General features: G+C 71.2%; 11 protein-coding genes. 7 read left to right on the forward strand and 4 right to left on the reverse strand.

The window, feature by feature from the left end:
- Nucleotides 1-96: 96 nt before the first annotated feature.
- The 3 genes from E4A53_RS02050 to E4A53_RS02060 all read right to left on the reverse strand — a co-directional run bounded on the left by E4A53_RS02050 (nt 97) and on the right by E4A53_RS02060 (nt 6,294).
- A complete protein-coding gene (locus tag E4A53_RS02050; protein WP_239018090.1) occupies nt 97-2,115 on the reverse strand; it encodes a transglycosylase domain-containing protein in 2,019 nt (672 codons plus the stop codon).
- A 50-nt stretch (nt 2,116-2,165) separates the two neighbouring features.
- Nucleotides 2,166-4,517 carry a hybrid sensor histidine kinase/response regulator gene (locus E4A53_RS02055; protein WP_136161459.1) on the reverse strand — a complete coding sequence of 784 codons (2,352 nt, stop codon included), beginning with the start codon at nt 4,515-4,517 and terminating at the stop codon, nt 2,166-2,168.
- A gap of 94 nt (nt 4,518-4,611) precedes the next feature.
- Entirely contained in the window at nt 4,612-6,294 is a 1,683-nt protein-coding gene (locus E4A53_RS02060) for an N-acyl-D-amino-acid deacylase family protein (protein ID WP_136161460.1), read from the reverse strand.
- Nucleotides 6,295-6,425: 131 nt separating this feature from the next.
- Here E4A53_RS02060 and E4A53_RS02065 point away from each other — a divergent pair, with 131 nt between their 5' ends.
- Nucleotides 6,426-7,232, forward strand: coding sequence for a UDP-2,3-diacylglucosamine diphosphatase (locus tag E4A53_RS02065; RefSeq protein ID WP_136161461.1), 807 nt, complete (start codon nt 6,426-6,428; stop codon nt 7,230-7,232).
- A gap of 3 nt (nt 7,233-7,235) precedes the next feature.
- The gene (locus E4A53_RS02070) at nt 7,236-8,261 is read left to right on the forward strand and encodes a glycosyltransferase family 4 protein (protein WP_136161462.1); all 1,026 of its coding nucleotides are present in this window, start codon (nt 7,236-7,238) and stop codon (nt 8,259-8,261) included.
- A 150-nt stretch (nt 8,262-8,411) separates the two neighbouring features.
- Here the strand turns inward: E4A53_RS02070 and E4A53_RS02075 are convergent, their stop codons facing one another.
- Nucleotides 8,412-8,894 carry a hypothetical protein gene (locus E4A53_RS02075; RefSeq protein ID WP_136161463.1) on the reverse strand — a complete coding sequence of 161 codons (483 nt, stop codon included), beginning with the start codon at nt 8,892-8,894 and terminating at the stop codon, nt 8,412-8,414.
- Nucleotides 8,895-9,066: 172 nt separating this feature from the next.
- On the opposite strand from E4A53_RS02075, the gene E4A53_RS02080 reads away from it, so the two are divergent.
- The 5 genes from E4A53_RS02080 (at nt 9,067) to E4A53_RS02100 (ending at nt 13,860) form a co-directional block, all read left to right on the forward strand.
- The gene (locus tag E4A53_RS02080; RefSeq protein WP_136161464.1) at nt 9,067-9,768 is read left to right on the forward strand and encodes a DUF1013 domain-containing protein; all 702 of its coding nucleotides are present in this window, start codon (nt 9,067-9,069) and stop codon (nt 9,766-9,768) included.
- Complete coding sequence (locus tag E4A53_RS02085; protein WP_136161465.1) at nt 9,765-10,820, forward strand: MBL fold metallo-hydrolase; 1,056 nt, start codon at nt 9,765-9,767, stop codon at nt 10,818-10,820. Before E4A53_RS02080 ends, E4A53_RS02085 begins: the two co-directional genes overlap by 4 nt.
- Nucleotides 10,821-10,879: 59 nt before the next feature.
- Entirely contained in the window at nt 10,880-12,568 is a 1,689-nt protein-coding gene (locus E4A53_RS02090; RefSeq protein ID WP_136161466.1) for a long-chain-fatty-acid--CoA ligase, read from the forward strand.
- Between the two features lie 138 nt (nt 12,569-12,706).
- Nucleotides 12,707-12,955 (forward strand): exodeoxyribonuclease VII small subunit, encoded by a 249-nt coding sequence (locus tag E4A53_RS02095; RefSeq protein WP_136161467.1) that lies wholly within the window; start codon nt 12,707-12,709, stop codon nt 12,953-12,955.
- Nucleotides 12,956-12,960: 5 nt separating this feature from the next.
- A complete protein-coding gene (locus E4A53_RS02100) occupies nt 12,961-13,860 on the forward strand; it encodes a polyprenyl synthetase family protein (RefSeq protein WP_136161468.1) in 900 nt (299 codons plus the stop codon).

Raw genomic sequence — 13,860 nt, forward strand, 5'->3', positions numbered from 1 at the left:
AAGGGGTTGGAATGGGGGCCGGGGACCTTGCGCAAGGCGATGACCCCCACCCCCTACCCCTCCCCTGAAGGGGAGGGGCTGGATTGAAGCCAGAGGCTACGGGCGCGGGTCTGGCGGCGGCGTCGTCGGCGTCGGAGTGGGCGATGGCGCGGGGGTGGGGCGGTCGTTCGGCCGCGCCGACAGGTTCAGGCCCTGCGGCCCGAGGTTGATGTCGACGCTGACCGGGCCAAGATCCGTGCCGATCGACAGGGCGGCGCCGTTGCCGATATCCAGCGTCACGTCGTCGCCCTCCGCCTCGACCGCTTCGGGCTCCGGTTCCGGCGGCGGCGCTGCGCCGTCGACAACGCTGGTCATGAAATCCCGCCAGATCCGCGCCGGCACGCCGCCACCATGGACGCCGCGCAGCGGGCTGTTGTCGTCATTGCCGACCCAGACGCCGGTGATCAGCCCGCCGGCGAAGCCGATGAACAGCGCGTCGCGATTGTCCTGCGTCGTCCCGGTCTTGCCGAACGCCTGGATGGCGAGGCCGGCCGAATGGCTGGTGCCGCTGTTGACCGAGGCGGACAGCAGGTCGAGCAGCATGGCGCGCGTCTGCCGGTTGAGCGCGGTCGGCCGGTTCCACAGCCGGTCGTACCAACTGCGTTCGGGTTCGGGCAGGCCGTGGGCGGTGACCGGGTAGGCGCCGGCGGCGATCGCGGCGAAAGCAGCGGTCAGTTCGGTCAGCGTTACCGTCGAGGTGCCGAGCGCCAGCGTCGCGTCGGCGCCGAGCGGACTGGCGATGCCGAGGTCGCGGGCGGCGCGGACGACTTCCTTGACGCCGACCTGCTGGATCAGGCGGGCGGCGACGACGTTGCTCGACCGGGCGAACGCCTCGCGCAAGGTAATCGCCCCGCGATAGCGCCCGTCGCTGTTCTTCGGCGACCAGCCGTCGATGGTGATCGGCGAATCCTCGACGATCGAATCCGGCGTCATCCCAGCGCGCAGCGCGGCAAGGTAGACGAACAGCTTGAACGTCGACCCCGGCTGGCGCCGGGCCTGGGTGGCGCGGTTGAACGGGCTGTCGGCATAGGAGCGGCCGCCGACCATCGCCACCACCCGCCCGTCAGGCCGCATTACCACCATCGCCACCTGCGCCTTGCCGAGCGGCGCGCGGCGTACCGCCCGTTCCGCCGCGCGCTGCAGCCGGCGCTCCAGCGTGCTGCCGACGCTCAGTTCGCTGGTCAGGTCCCCCGCGCGCTCGCGCGCCACCGGCAGCACCCAGTCGGCGAAATAGGTGCCGCTGGGCAGATCCTGCGCCGGGCGCGGGTTGAGCCGGGCCGGGGTGGCGGCCTTTGCCTCCGCCGGGGTGATGACGCTCGACCGCTCCATCGCCGCGACGACTAGCTTCTGGCGGGCCTGCGCCCCGGCGAGGTTGCCGGTCGGCGCGAGCCGCGACGGCGCCTTGACCAGCCCGGCGAGCATCGCCGCCTGCGCGACGGTCAGCTTTTCCGGCGGGCGGTTGAAATAATGGAGGGCGGCGGCGCGCAGGCCGTAGACATTGTCGCCGAAATAGACGCTCGACAGATAGCGTTCGAGGATCTCGTCCTTGGTCAGCCAGGCTTCCAGCCAGAAGGCGATCACCGCTTCGCGCAGCTTGCGCCCGGCGGTGCGGTCGGCGTTGGTGAAGGCCAGCTTCGCAAGCTGCTGGGTGATGGTGCTGCCGCCCTGCCGCACCCCGCCGGCGCGCAGATTCTGCCAGGTGGCGCGGGCGATGCCGATCGGGTCCACCCCCCAATGGCTGCGGAAGCGCCGGTCCTCGATCGCGACGAACGCGCCGGGAACATAGGCGGGCAGGGCGGCGATCTTCACCGGGGAGTCGATGATCGCGCCGCGCCGGGCGACCGGCTTGCCGTCGGTATCGAGCAGGGTGATGCCGGGCGGCGCGATCGGCTTCAGCGACTGGGACAGGGGGGCGGTGACCAGCAGCCAGGCGACGAGCAGCATGAAGCCGGCGAGCAGCGCCAGCGACACCCATTTCAGCCGTTTCCAGAAGCGGCGGGGCGGCGGCGCGGCGTCATCGGCCGCCGGGCCGCCGCCGGGCAGGTCAAGATCGTCGCCTGTCGCCTCGCTCTCCACTGTCCTGTTCCACTAACACGCCGGTCGGCGGCCGGCCACCGCAAAAGCGGTCATGCGCCGGCCGCGGCGGCGAGTGCCGCTTCCAGCTCTCCGGCGGTGAACGGCTTGGCCAGGCAGTGGAGGCCGGCGAGCGAGTCGGTGCCGGCGGCGTAGCCCGAGATGACCAGCGCGTGGAGGCGGGGGTGATCGGCGCGCGCGGCATGGACCAGCTCTGCGCCGCTCATCCGCGGCATGAGCTGGTCGGTGACGATCATGTCGGCGGGGGTGCCGCGCCCCAGCGCGGCCAGCGCCTCCGCCCCCGACGGGCATTCGACGACATGGTGGCCGAGTTCGGCCAGCATCGCGGCGGTGCTGGTCCGCGCCAGCGGTTCGTCGTCGACCAGGATGATGCGTAGCGGCGCCTGGTGGTGCGGGGGCGCCGCCGGCGCCTTCGCCGCCTCCGCCCCGCCTTCGATGATCGGCAGTATGATGTCGATGCGCGCGCCGGCCCCAGGCGTGCTCGCGATGCGGAGCGCGCCGCCGAGCTGCGCCGCAAGCCCGTGCGCCATCGACAGGCCGAGGCCGGTTCCGGCGCCCTGTTCCTTGGTCGAGAAGAACGGCTCGATCGCCCGGCGCAGCGTCGCCGCGTCCATGCCGGTGCCGGTGTCGGCGACGCCGAGCTTCAGATAGGCGCCGGGCGGCAGATCGGCATCGGCGCGGGCGATGCTTTCCTGGTCGAGGCTGATCGTCAGCGTGCCGCCGCCGGGCATAGCGTCGCGCGCGTTGACCGCCAGGTTGAGCACCGCCAATTCCAACTGGTTGGGATCGGCGATGGCGACCGGCAGGCCGGGGGCGAGCGCGAAGTCGAGGCTGATCGCCGGGCCGAGCGTGCTGCGCAGCAGGTCTTCCATGCCGCGCAGCAGCGGGCCGAGCGCGATCGGCCGCGGATCGAGCCGCTGGCGCCGCGCGAAGGTCAGCAGCCGCTGGACCAGCGTCTTGGCGCGATCGGCCGACTGCAGCGCGGCGTCGACCAGCCGGGCGGAGCGGGGATCGGGCAGGCCGCGCCGGGCGATCAGGTCCAGCCCGCCGAGGATCGGCGTCAGCAGATTGTTGAAATCATGGGCGACGCCGCCGGTCAGCTGGCCGAGCGCCTCCAGCTTCTGCGCCTGGCGCAGCGCCTCGCGGGTGCGGTCCAGCGTTTCGGTGCGGTTGCGCTCGTCGGTCACGTCGCGGGCGATGGCGTAGACCCGGTCGCCGTCGACCACCGCGTTCCACGCCAGCCAGCGCCAGGCGCCGTCGGCGGCGCGCAGGCGGTTGGTGAAGGTGACGCCGCTGGTGCCGTGGAACAGGCCGCGCAGGACCGCGCGGGTGCGGGCGACGTCGTCGGGGTGCTCGATCCATTCGGCGGTGCGGCCGAGCAATTGGTCTTCCGGCCAGCCGAGCAGGGTGGCCCAGGCCGGGCTGGCGCTCAGCCAGACGCCGGCCAGGTCGCAGATCATGAAGCCATCGCGCGACAGTGCCCACAGCCGGTCGCGCTCGCTGGTCCGCTGGTCGACGCGGGCGCGCAGCATCGCCGCCGCCTTGGCCGCCAGCTCCGCGGCTTCCTTCTCGGTCGTGATGTCTTCGGCGACGCCGATAAACCCGTCGGGCATACCGCGCGCGTCGAAGCGCGGCTGCGATACCGAGCGCAGCCAGCGCCAGCTGCCGTCGACGCGGCGGTAGCGCCCTTCGAGCGTGAAGCGCTCGCCGCTTGCCTCGCCGGCCAGCGATTCGGCGGTCACCCGATCGCGATCGTCGGGGTGGAGGATCTGCCGCCAGTCGAAGGCCAGCGCCGCGTCCGGATCGATGCCGAGGAAGTCGACATAGGCCTTGTTGGCGAAGGCGCGCAGCCGGTCCGGCCCAGTCACCCAGATCGGCGCTGGAATGCTGTCCGCGATGCGGCGGAAGCGCTGCTCGCTCTCGCGCAGCGTTTCCAGCGTCAGCCACTGCTCGGTGACGTCCTGGACGAAGGCATAGAAGCCGACGACCTTGCCGTCGCGGATATGCGGGACATGCTCGACGATGGTCTTGCGCCGCTCTCCGTCAAGCGGGAAGTCGACATCGTAGCGGACCTGTTCGCCGGCGAGCGCGCGGGCGACGAAGGGCTGGCGCGCGGCATAGGTCTCCGCATCCATGATCGCGCCGACATGCTGGCCCTCGATCTCCGCTACCGGCCGCCCGAACCACTGTTCGTAGGCACGGTTGACGAAGCGGAAGCGGCATTCGGCGTCGAGGTAGGAGATCATCACAGGCATCGCATCGGCGATGTCGCGGAAATTATGGGTCTCGCTGTTGGCCCGGCGCGCGGCGGCCGCAGCCAGTTCCGCCTCCAGCGTGGCGATGCGCGCGCGGAGTTCGGCCTGCGATGCCTGCTTCGTCTTCATACGCTCGCTTGACGCGCCCGAACCGGAGGAATGCCCCGCCACTCTGGATCAAGCCCGGCCGGCCGTCCAGCGTCAAGCGGCGGGGCCGCCCCGGTCATGCCGGCGGACAGCGTTGCCAGCCGGCACCGCGCACCGCGCGCCCCGGCGCCGCGCCGGTCGGGGTGCCGCCGCTCAGCACCTGCACGCCGTTGACGAACACGTCGCGGACGCCGGTGGCGTAGACCTGCGGCTTCGCGAAGGTCGCGCGGTCGGCGATCGTCGCCGGGTCGAACAGCACGACGTCGGCGAAATAGCCCGGTTTCAGCAGGCCGCGATCCTTGATCCCGATATTGGCGGCGGGCAGGCCGGTCAGCCGGTGGATCGCGTCGGACAGGGTGACGACGCCTTCGTCGCGGACATAATGGCCGAGCAGCCGGGCGAAATTGCCATAGGCGCGCGGGTGGGTACTCGATTGCAGGAAAACCCCCTCGGGCGCCTGCGCTTCCGCGTCGGAGCCGAAGCTCATCCACGGCCGGGCGACCAGCTTGCCGACATTCGCCTCATCCATCAGGAAATAGATGGTATCGACGCGGCTGCCGTCGGCGATTACCAGGTCGACGATCGTGTCCTCCGGCGTCGTCCCGCGTGCTGCTGCGACATCCGCCAGCGTCTTGCCGGTCAGCGGCTTCAGCGCCGGGTTCTTGAACCCGCTCAGCAGCATGCCGGCCGGGCCGGCGCCATAGGCCAGGTTTTCCCATCCCTTGCCCGGCGCCTTCATCTCGGCGACGACGCGAGCGCGAATCTTGGGGTCTTTCAGCCGCGCGACCCATTGCTCGACGCCGCCGGCCTGCACCCAGGTCGGCATCGCCGCGTCGAGGCCGGTGGCGCCGGCGGTGTAGGTATACATGTCCGCGGTGATGCGCAGGCCGCTGGCGCGCGCCGCCTCGATCCGCGCGATCGCCGCGTCGTATTTGCCCCAATTGTCGCGGCCGGCCATCTTCAGATGATAGATTTCCGCCGGTGCGCCGGTGCGGCGGGCGATCTCGACCAGTTCGTCGATTGATTCGAGCAGCCGTTCGCCTTCGGAGCGCATGTGGCTGATGTACATGCCGCCGCACGCCGCCGCCGCGCCGACCAGCGCGACCAGCTCGTCGGTTTCGGCGTAGGTGCCGGGCGCGTAGATCAGCGAGCTGCCGACGCCGAGCGCGCCGTCGTCCATCGCCGCGCGGACCAGCGCCCGCATCCGACCGAGCTGGGCCGGATCGGGGTCGACGTCACCTTCGCCCAGTTCGTGGATGCGGACGGTTGCGGCGCCGACGAAGCTGGCGATGTTCGGCGCGATGCCGCGCTTTTCCATGTAGGCGAAATAGTCGCCGAGGCTGGTCCAGCCGATCGCGTAGCGGATGTCGCCCTGCCGCGCCCGCGCGTCCGCCTTCATCCGCGCGTTCAGCGGCCCCATCGAGTTGCCTTCGCCCATCACCTCCAGCGTAACGCCCTGGCGGATGTCGCTCTGGCCGAGCGGGTCGGCGATCAGCGACTCGTTCGCCCAGCTCAGCATGTTGATGAAGCCCGGCGCCACCGCCAGCCCGCGCGCGTCGACCTCCCGCGCCGCGCGGCCGGGCGCCGCGCCGACCGCGACGATGCGGTCGCCCGTGATCGCGATGTCGCCGGAGACGCCGGCCGCGCCGCTGCCGTCGTAGAGCGTGCCGCCCCGGATCGCGATGTCGTAGACCGGGGGTGGCGCGGCCGCCGCGCCGAGCAGGGTGGCAAGCACAACCGGCAGCAGCAACGGCTTCATCGCGACTCCCCTTTCGCGCCGACAGCATAAGGGCGGCGGGGCCTGTCACAAGACCGTCACCGGAATTGCCTGCCACTGTAACCCTTTGGCGCGATAGGCCTCGGGCGAACGAAACGTCCGACGGGGGTCGCATGGACGCTGTCACGCCCGGAAAGCGGTGCCGGTATCGCACCATCTGGATTTCCGACATCCACCTCGGCACGCGCGGCTGCAACGCGGCGATGCTGATCGATTTCCTCGACCATACCGACAGCGATGTCCTGTATCTGGTCGGCGACATCATCGACGGCTGGCGGATGCGCAAGCGCTTCTACTGGCCGACGACGCATAACGACGTCGTCCGCCGGATCATGAAGCGGGTTCGGCGCGGCACCCGCGTCGTCTACATCCCGGGCAACCACGACGAGATGTTCCGCCAGTTCTCCGGCCTCAGCTTCGGCGGCATCGAGATCCGCCGCCGGGCGATCCACGAGACCGCGGACGGGCGCAAGCTGCTTGTCCTCCACGGCGACGAGTTCGACACGGTGATGCTCGCCCACCGCTGGCTCGCCTATGTCGGCGACGCCGCCTACGGTCTGCTGATGCGGCTGAACATCGTCGTCAATGGCGTCCGCCAGGCATTCAAGCTGCCGTACTGGTCGTTGTCGAAGCATGCGAAGCACAAGGTCAAGAACGCCGTCGCGTTCATCAGCCGCTTCGAGGAGGTCGTCGCCCATGCGGCCGGCGACCGCGGCGTGGACGGGGTGGTGTGCGGTCACATCCACAACGCCGAGATCCGCGAGATCGGCGGTATCGCCTATTACAACGACGGCGACTGGGTCGAAGGTTGCACCGCGCTGGTCGAGCATTTCGACGGGCGGATGGAGGTGCTGCACTGGGCCGAGGCAATCGCCGTGCGCGAACGCGCGGCGGCGCGCCCGGTGCGGCTGGCGGCCTGATCGATGCGGATCGCGATCGTCACCGACGCCTGGGCGCCGCAGGTCAACGGCGTCGTCCGTACCCTGCAGGCGGTGCGCGCGGAGCTGGAACGGGCGGGGCACGCGGTGCTGATCGTCGCGCCCGACCAGTTCGCCTCGCTGCCCTGCCCGACATACCCCGAAATCCGCCTGGCGATGGCGCGGACCGAGCGGGTGGGGGCGATGCTGGCTGCCTTCGCGCCGGACGCGATCCACCTGGCGACGGAAGGGCCGCTATGCCTGGCCGCGCGGCGCTGGTGCCTGCGCCACGGCCTTGCCTTCACCACCGCCTATCACACCCAGTTTCCCGATTATGTCGCGCGGCGCACCGGCATGCCGGCGGAATGGGTCTGGCGCTACATCCGCTGGTTCCACGCCCCGGCGAGCGGCGTGCTGGCGTCGACGCCGTCGATCCGCCGGCTGCTCGCCAGCCACGGCATCACCGCGCTGCGACACTGGGGCAGGGGGGTGGACCTTGGCTGCTTCACCCCCGACGCGCCGCCGCCCGCGCTGTATGCCGGCCTGCCCAGGCCGATCCAGCTCTATGTCGGCCGGATCGCGGTGGAAAAGAATGTCGAGGCATTCCTGCGCGCCGCCGCGCCGGGCAGCAAGGTTGTCGTCGGCGAGGGGCCGGCGCGTGCCGCGCTGGAGGCGCGGCACCCCGCTGCCCATTTTACGGGCGCACTGGCCGGCCGAGCGCTGGCCGGGGCCTATGCCGGGGCGGATGTGTTCGTGTTTCCCAGCCGGACCGACACGTTCGGGCTGGTGATGATCGAGGCGCTGGCCTGCGGCACCCCGGTTGCCGCCTATCCGGTGCCGGGACCGCTGGACGTGCTGACCGCCGCGACCGGGGCGATGGACGAGGATCTGGCGGCGGCGATTCCGCGCGCTCTGGCGCTCAGCCGCACGGCATGCGCGGCTGAGGGGCGGCGGTTTAGCTGGGCGGAAAGCGCGGCGCAGTTCGTCGCCGCGCTGGTGCCGCCGGGCGGCGAGTGCCGGGCCGCCGCGTGAACGCGTTTAGGGCGGATCGCCGTTTAGCCCTGACGGCCTGCAAATGGCGGCCTTCCGCGCTTCCGGTGCTCACAGACTATAAGTCCGCTGCGCTCCGGGTCACGGAAAACCACCATTTTCGGCTCGTCATCTTCTGAATGGCGATCCGTCCTAGCTGCAATCCGGGCTGCAATGCTCTGCATTCTCGCGCAGGATGATATAGCCGATGCCGACCGCCGCCACCGCCGCGCCGACGACGATGCCCGCGATGCCGAGCGGCGACAGGCCCAGGCGCCGCCCGTCCGGGCCGGCCGCTCGGCCAGGCGCGAAGCCGTAACCGCCGAAGGTCAGGCGCGGCGCCCGCTGCCCGCCGGTAAAGCCGATTTCCAGCCCGTCGCCATAGCCGCGCCGGCCGGGGGCGCCATGGGTCGCGGTCAGCGTCAGGCCGGCCCTGAACCGCGTGGCGCCGGCGGCGCCGCCGCCGAGCGCGAGGCGGGCCCGCAGCCCGGCGAACTGGCCGGTGCTTGCCCCGGCATTGTCGCGGCCGGCGTAGCCGGTGTCGGCCAGCGTTGCCGCGCCGGCCGGAACGGCGGGGGCGAGCCCGCCGGCGATGGTCAGCATTATCGCCGCGTACCCGATTGCGTTTCTGGTCATCTTCGCCTGCCCCGTCGGTGGTGTTCGGCTTTGACCACGCGCCGCCGCCAAGGTTCCCGCTTGTCGCCCGAGCCCATTGAATCTTGCTCTGAACCCGGTTCGGCATTAGATCGGTTCATCTGTCCGGCCGCTCCGCAAGGGGCGGCCCTTCTTTTGTCCGGAGACATTTGCCGTGGCCCAGCCGCTCATGCCCCACGCGACCGCCTCGTGGCTGGTCGACAATACAGCGCTCAGCTTCGAGCAGATCGCCGACTTCTGCGGCCTTCACATCCTGGAGATCCAGGCGATCGCCGACGACACCGCCGCGACCAAGCTGACCGGCCGCGACCCGGTGCGCGCCCATGAGCTGACCCTCGAGGAGATCGAGAAGGGGCAGGCCGACCCGAGCTACCGGCTGAAGATCATCAAGGGGCCGGAGCAGATGCGCCGTACCCGCGGCCCGCGCTACACCCCGGTGTCGAAGCGGCAGGACAAGCCCGACGGTATCGCCTGGATCATCCGCAACCACCCGGAGGTGTCGGACGCGCAGATCGGCAAGCTGATCGGCACCACCCGCGCGACGATCGGCGCGATCCGCGACCGCAGCCACTGGAACATAGCCAACATTACGCCGAAGGACCCGGTGACCCTCGGCCTGACCACCCAGCGCGAGCTGGACGCGGTGGTCGCCAAGGCGGCGAAGGCGGCCGGGCTGGAAGCGCCGACCGACGAGCGTCTGGACGGTGACCGCGAGGCGCTGATCGAGCAGTTGCGCGCCGAGCGCGAGACCGCCGAGCGCGACCTTGCCGCCGCCCATGCCGCCGAGGCGGGCGAAGGCGCGGCGCCGAGCGAGAGCCGCCTGCCGCCCGGCGTCGTCGACCCGTTCAAGCATTGAGCGTTGCCGCCCGGCCGGAACCGGACGCCGGGCTGACCTATACCCATGGCCGTGACGGGCCGGCGCCGGGCGAAGTGATCGCGGTGGCGCCGGGCATCGGCTGGGCGCGATTGCCGGTGCCGGGCTCGCTGCGCCACATCAACATCTGGCTGCTCGACGACGGCGACGGCATCGCCATCGTCGACACCGGCCTGGCGATCGACCGCTGCCGCGCGGCGTGGGAGGCGCTGTTCGCCGGGCCGCTGGCCGGGCGCCGGGTGACGCGGGTGATCGTCACCCATTTCCACCCCGATCATGTCGGCCTGGCCGGCTGGCTGTGCGCGCGGTTCGGCGTGCCGCTGTGGATGAACCGCACGGAATATCTGATGGCGCGGCTGGCGCTTGCCGACCGCCGCGACGCCGTTCCGGACGCGGTGTGGATGGACCACCGCGCTGCTGGCTGGTCCGACGCGCAACTGGCCGCCGAGCGGGCGGGCGGCTGGAGCAGCTTCGCCGCGCTCGCCGCGCCGATGCTGCTCGGCCATGTGCCGATCGCGGAAGGGCAGGCGGTGGCGATCGGCGACAGGGTGTGGCGGGTGATGACCGGCGGCGGTCATACGCCGGAACATTGCAGCCTGGTCGACGCGGCGAACGGCGTGATGCTCTCCGGCGACCAGTTGCTGCCCCGGATCAGCAGCAACGTCTCGCTCGGCACGATGGAGCCGGAGGGCAACCCGCTGGCCGACTGGTTCGCGGCGCTGGCCCGGTTCCGCCGCGAGTTGGCGCCCGACGTGCTGGTGCTGCCCGCGCATGGCGAACCGTTCACCGGCGCCCATGTCCGGCTCGACGCGATCGCGGCGGAGCACCGGGCGCGGCTCGACGCGCTCGAAGCGGCGCTGGCCGAACGGCCGCTGCGCGCGGTCGACTGCTTCGACACGCTGTTCGGTCGCGCGATCGACGACGCGGTCCTCGCCCTCGCATCCGGCGAGGCGATGGCCCATTTGCGCTATCTGGAGCGGGCGGGCCGCGCCCGGCGCGCGGTGCGCGACGGCGTCTGGTGGTTTTCGCGCTGACCGCCGCCGAGGCCCGGTGGAGGATTGCCCCGGCCCGCCGCCGCACCTAGGCTTGGGTGATGACCGACCCTGAGCACGCGTGGCGCACCGCCTACCAGCACCCGACCCAGTGGGACCAGGATTTTCCGCCGTTGTCGCTGCCCGCGATGCTGGCGGACAGCGTTGCCCGGCGTGGCGCCGCGCCGATGCTGGACTTCATGGGCCGCAAATACAGCTATGACGAGGTGGCCGACGGCGCCCGGCGGGTGGCGAAGGGGCTGCGCGCGATCGGCGTCGGCCGAGGCGACCGGGTCGGCCTGTTCCTGCCCAACGTGCCGCATTACGTCGCCGCCTATTACGGCGCGCTGTCGATCGGCGCGATCGTCGTCAATTTCTCGCCGCTCTACACGGCGGAAGAGCTGGCCGGGCAGGTGATGGATTCCGGCACGCGGGTGATGTTCACCCTGTCGGCGACGGCGCTGCTGCCGACCGCGCTGAAGGTGCTGGAGGCAAGCCCGCTCGAACGGCTGATCGTCGGTTCGATCGCCGGGGCGCTGCCGCCCGCCAAGTCGCTGTTCTACCGCCTGTTCCGTTCCAGCGAGACGGCGGCGCGGCCGGACGACCCGCGGATCATCGCCTTTTCCGAACTGATCGCCAATGACGGGGCAGGGACCCCGGCGCCGATCGACCCGGAGAACGACATCGCGCTGATCCAGTATACCGGCGGCACCACCGGCTGGCCGAAGGGTGCGATGCTGACCCACCAGAACCTGACCGCCAACGCGCGGCAGGTGCAGGCGATCGATCCGCAGCCGGACGCGGAGGACCGGATCGTCGGGGTGCTGCCCTTCTTCCACGTCTTCGCCAATACCTGCGTGCTGAACCGCACGGTGCTGCGCGGCGGCGAGATCGTGATGCTGCCGCGCTTCGATGCCCCCGGTACGCTGGCGGCGGTGGCGCGGACGAAGGCGACGGCGCTGCCCGGCGTGCCGACGATGTACCAGGCGCTGCTCGACAGTCCGAAGATCGCCGGCGCCGACCTGTCGTCGCTGCGCGTCTGCATTTCCGGCGGTGCGCCGATGCCGGCCGAGCTCAAGGCGCGGTTCGAGGCACGGACCGGTGCCACCGTCGTCGAGGGCTACGGCCTGACCGAAAGCGCCGGCGTCGTTTCGACCAACCCCTATGAGGGGCTGAACAAGACCGGGACGATCGGCCAGCCGATCCCCGCCACCCATGTCCGCCTGGTCGACAAGGACGATCCGGCCAGCCCGGCGCCGGACGGCCAGCCGGGCGAACTGGTGTTCCGCGGGCCGCAGGTTATGAAAGGCTACTGGAACCGGCCGGACGACGATGCCGCGGTGTTCGTCGACGGCTGGCTGCGCACTGGTGACGTCGCGGTCATCGACGACGACGGCTATATCCGCATCGTCGACCGGCTGAAGGACATGATCGCGGTCGGCGGGTTCAAGGTGTTCCCCAGCCAGATCGAGGCGGTGCTCTACCGCCACCCGGCGGTGCGCGAGGCGCTGGTGATCGGCGTCGCCGACGCCTATCACGGCGAGGTGCCGAAGGCGTTCGTCACCCTCGCCGAGGGCGCGGCGGCAACCGGCGATGCGCTGAAGGCCTGGCTGAATCCGCAGCTCGGCAAGCATGAACGAGTCGTTGCTGTCGAGGTCCGCGACGCGCTGCCCAAGACGATGGTCGGCAAGCTCAGCCGCAAGGAATTGGTCGCCGAGGAACAGGCGAAGGCGGCCGGCGCGGACGCGTGACCGGAGCGGCGCGCTATCGCCTCGGGCGCCGTGACGGCGGGAAAACGCCCCGGCACGTCGCGCCGGGACCGCTTCTTTTGGCGGCGGCGGCGGCGGCGCGCTTGACCCGCATCGGTGCGCGCTTCACAAGCCGGGCCTATGCCAGATAGTGCAGACACCACCGCCGACCTGTCGTTCGAGGACGCGCTGAAGCGGCTCGAAACGATCGTCGCGCAACTGGAGAGCGGCGACGTGCCGCTGGACCGATCGATCGCCCTGTATGCGGAGGGCGACAAGCTGCGCGCCCGCTGCGAGCAACGGCTGGCCGAGGCGCAGGCGCGCATCGAGCAGATCGTGCTCGGCGGCGACGGGGGACCGGCCGGCCTCAAGCCGTTTGACACCGATTGACCGCGATGCCGCGCGCCTCGCTCAGCCTTGCCCCCGCGTTGGACCGGATCGCGGGTGAGATCGACCGGGCGCTCGATTCGCTGCTGGCGATCCCGGACGACCCGCGCGCGCCGCTGTTCCGGGCAATGCGCCACGCCGCGATCGGTGGCGGCAAGCGGCTGCGGCCGCTGCTGGTCTGCGCCACCTGCGAATTGTTCAACGTCGATCGCGCCGCCGCGCTGCGCGTCGCCGCCGCCATCGAGTGCATGCACGTCTATTCGCTGATCCACGACGACCTGCCGGCGATGGATGACGACGACATGCGCCGGGGCAAGCCGACCGTCCACAAGCAGTTCGGCGAGGCGACGGCGATCCTGGCCGGCGACGCACTGCACGCGCTGGCCTTCACCGTGCTGGCGGAGGAGCGCACCCACCCGGACCCGTTCGTCCGCGCCGACCTGATCCTTGAACTGGGCCGGGCGAGCGGCCCGGACGGCATGGCCGGCGGGCAGATGATGGACCTGGCGGCGGAGACCACCGGCTTCGACCTTGCCGGCGTCACCCGCCTGCAGCAGTTGAAGACCGGCGCGCTGATCGCCTTCTGCGTCGAGGCGGGGGCGATCATGGGCCGGGTCCCGCCGGAGGGGCGCAAGGGACTGCGCGGCTATGCCCGCGACATCGGCCTCGCCTACCAGATCGCCGACGACCTGCTGGATGCCGAAGGGAGCGCCGCGGCCGCTGGCAAGAAGGTCGGCAAGGACGCGGCGGCCGGCAAGGCGACCTTCGTGTCGCTGCTAGGCGCCGACCGGGCGCGGGCGCAGGCGGGGCTGCTCGTCGAGCAGGCCATCGCCCATCTTCGCCCGTTCGGGCAGGAGGCGGACCTGCTGCGGGCAATCGCCCGCTACACCGTCGAGCGCGACCGCTAA

It is taken from the genome of Sphingomonas flavalba (assembly GCF_004796535.1).
Classification (GTDB): Bacteria; Pseudomonadota; Alphaproteobacteria; order Sphingomonadales; family Sphingomonadaceae; genus Sphingomonas_L; species Sphingomonas_L flavalba.

Bases quoted from the DNA above. Each gene is read 5' to 3' on its own strand.
- E4A53_RS02055 (WP_136161459.1), bottom strand. From the start codon at position 4,517: ATGAAGACGAAGCAGGCATCGCAGGCCGAACTCCGCGCGCGCATCGCC.
- E4A53_RS02060 (WP_136161460.1), bottom strand. From the start codon at position 6,294: ATGAAGCCGTTGCTGCTGCCGGTTGTGCTTGCCACCCTGCTCGGCGCG.
- E4A53_RS02065 (WP_136161461.1), top strand. From the start codon at position 6,426: ATGGACGCTGTCACGCCCGGAAAGCGGTGCCGGTATCGCACCATCTGG.
- E4A53_RS02070 (WP_136161462.1), top strand. From the start codon at position 7,236: ATGCGGATCGCGATCGTCACCGACGCCTGGGCGCCGCAGGTCAACGGC.
- E4A53_RS02075 (WP_136161463.1), bottom strand. From the start codon at position 8,894: ATGACCAGAAACGCAATCGGGTACGCGGCGATAATGCTGACCATCGCC.
- E4A53_RS02090 (WP_136161466.1), top strand. From the start codon at position 10,880: ATGACCGACCCTGAGCACGCGTGGCGCACCGCCTACCAGCACCCGACC.
- E4A53_RS02095 (WP_136161467.1), top strand. From the start codon at position 12,707: ATGCCAGATAGTGCAGACACCACCGCCGACCTGTCGTTCGAGGACGCG.
- E4A53_RS02100 (WP_136161468.1), top strand. From the start codon at position 12,961: ATGCCGCGCGCCTCGCTCAGCCTTGCCCCCGCGTTGGACCGGATCGCG.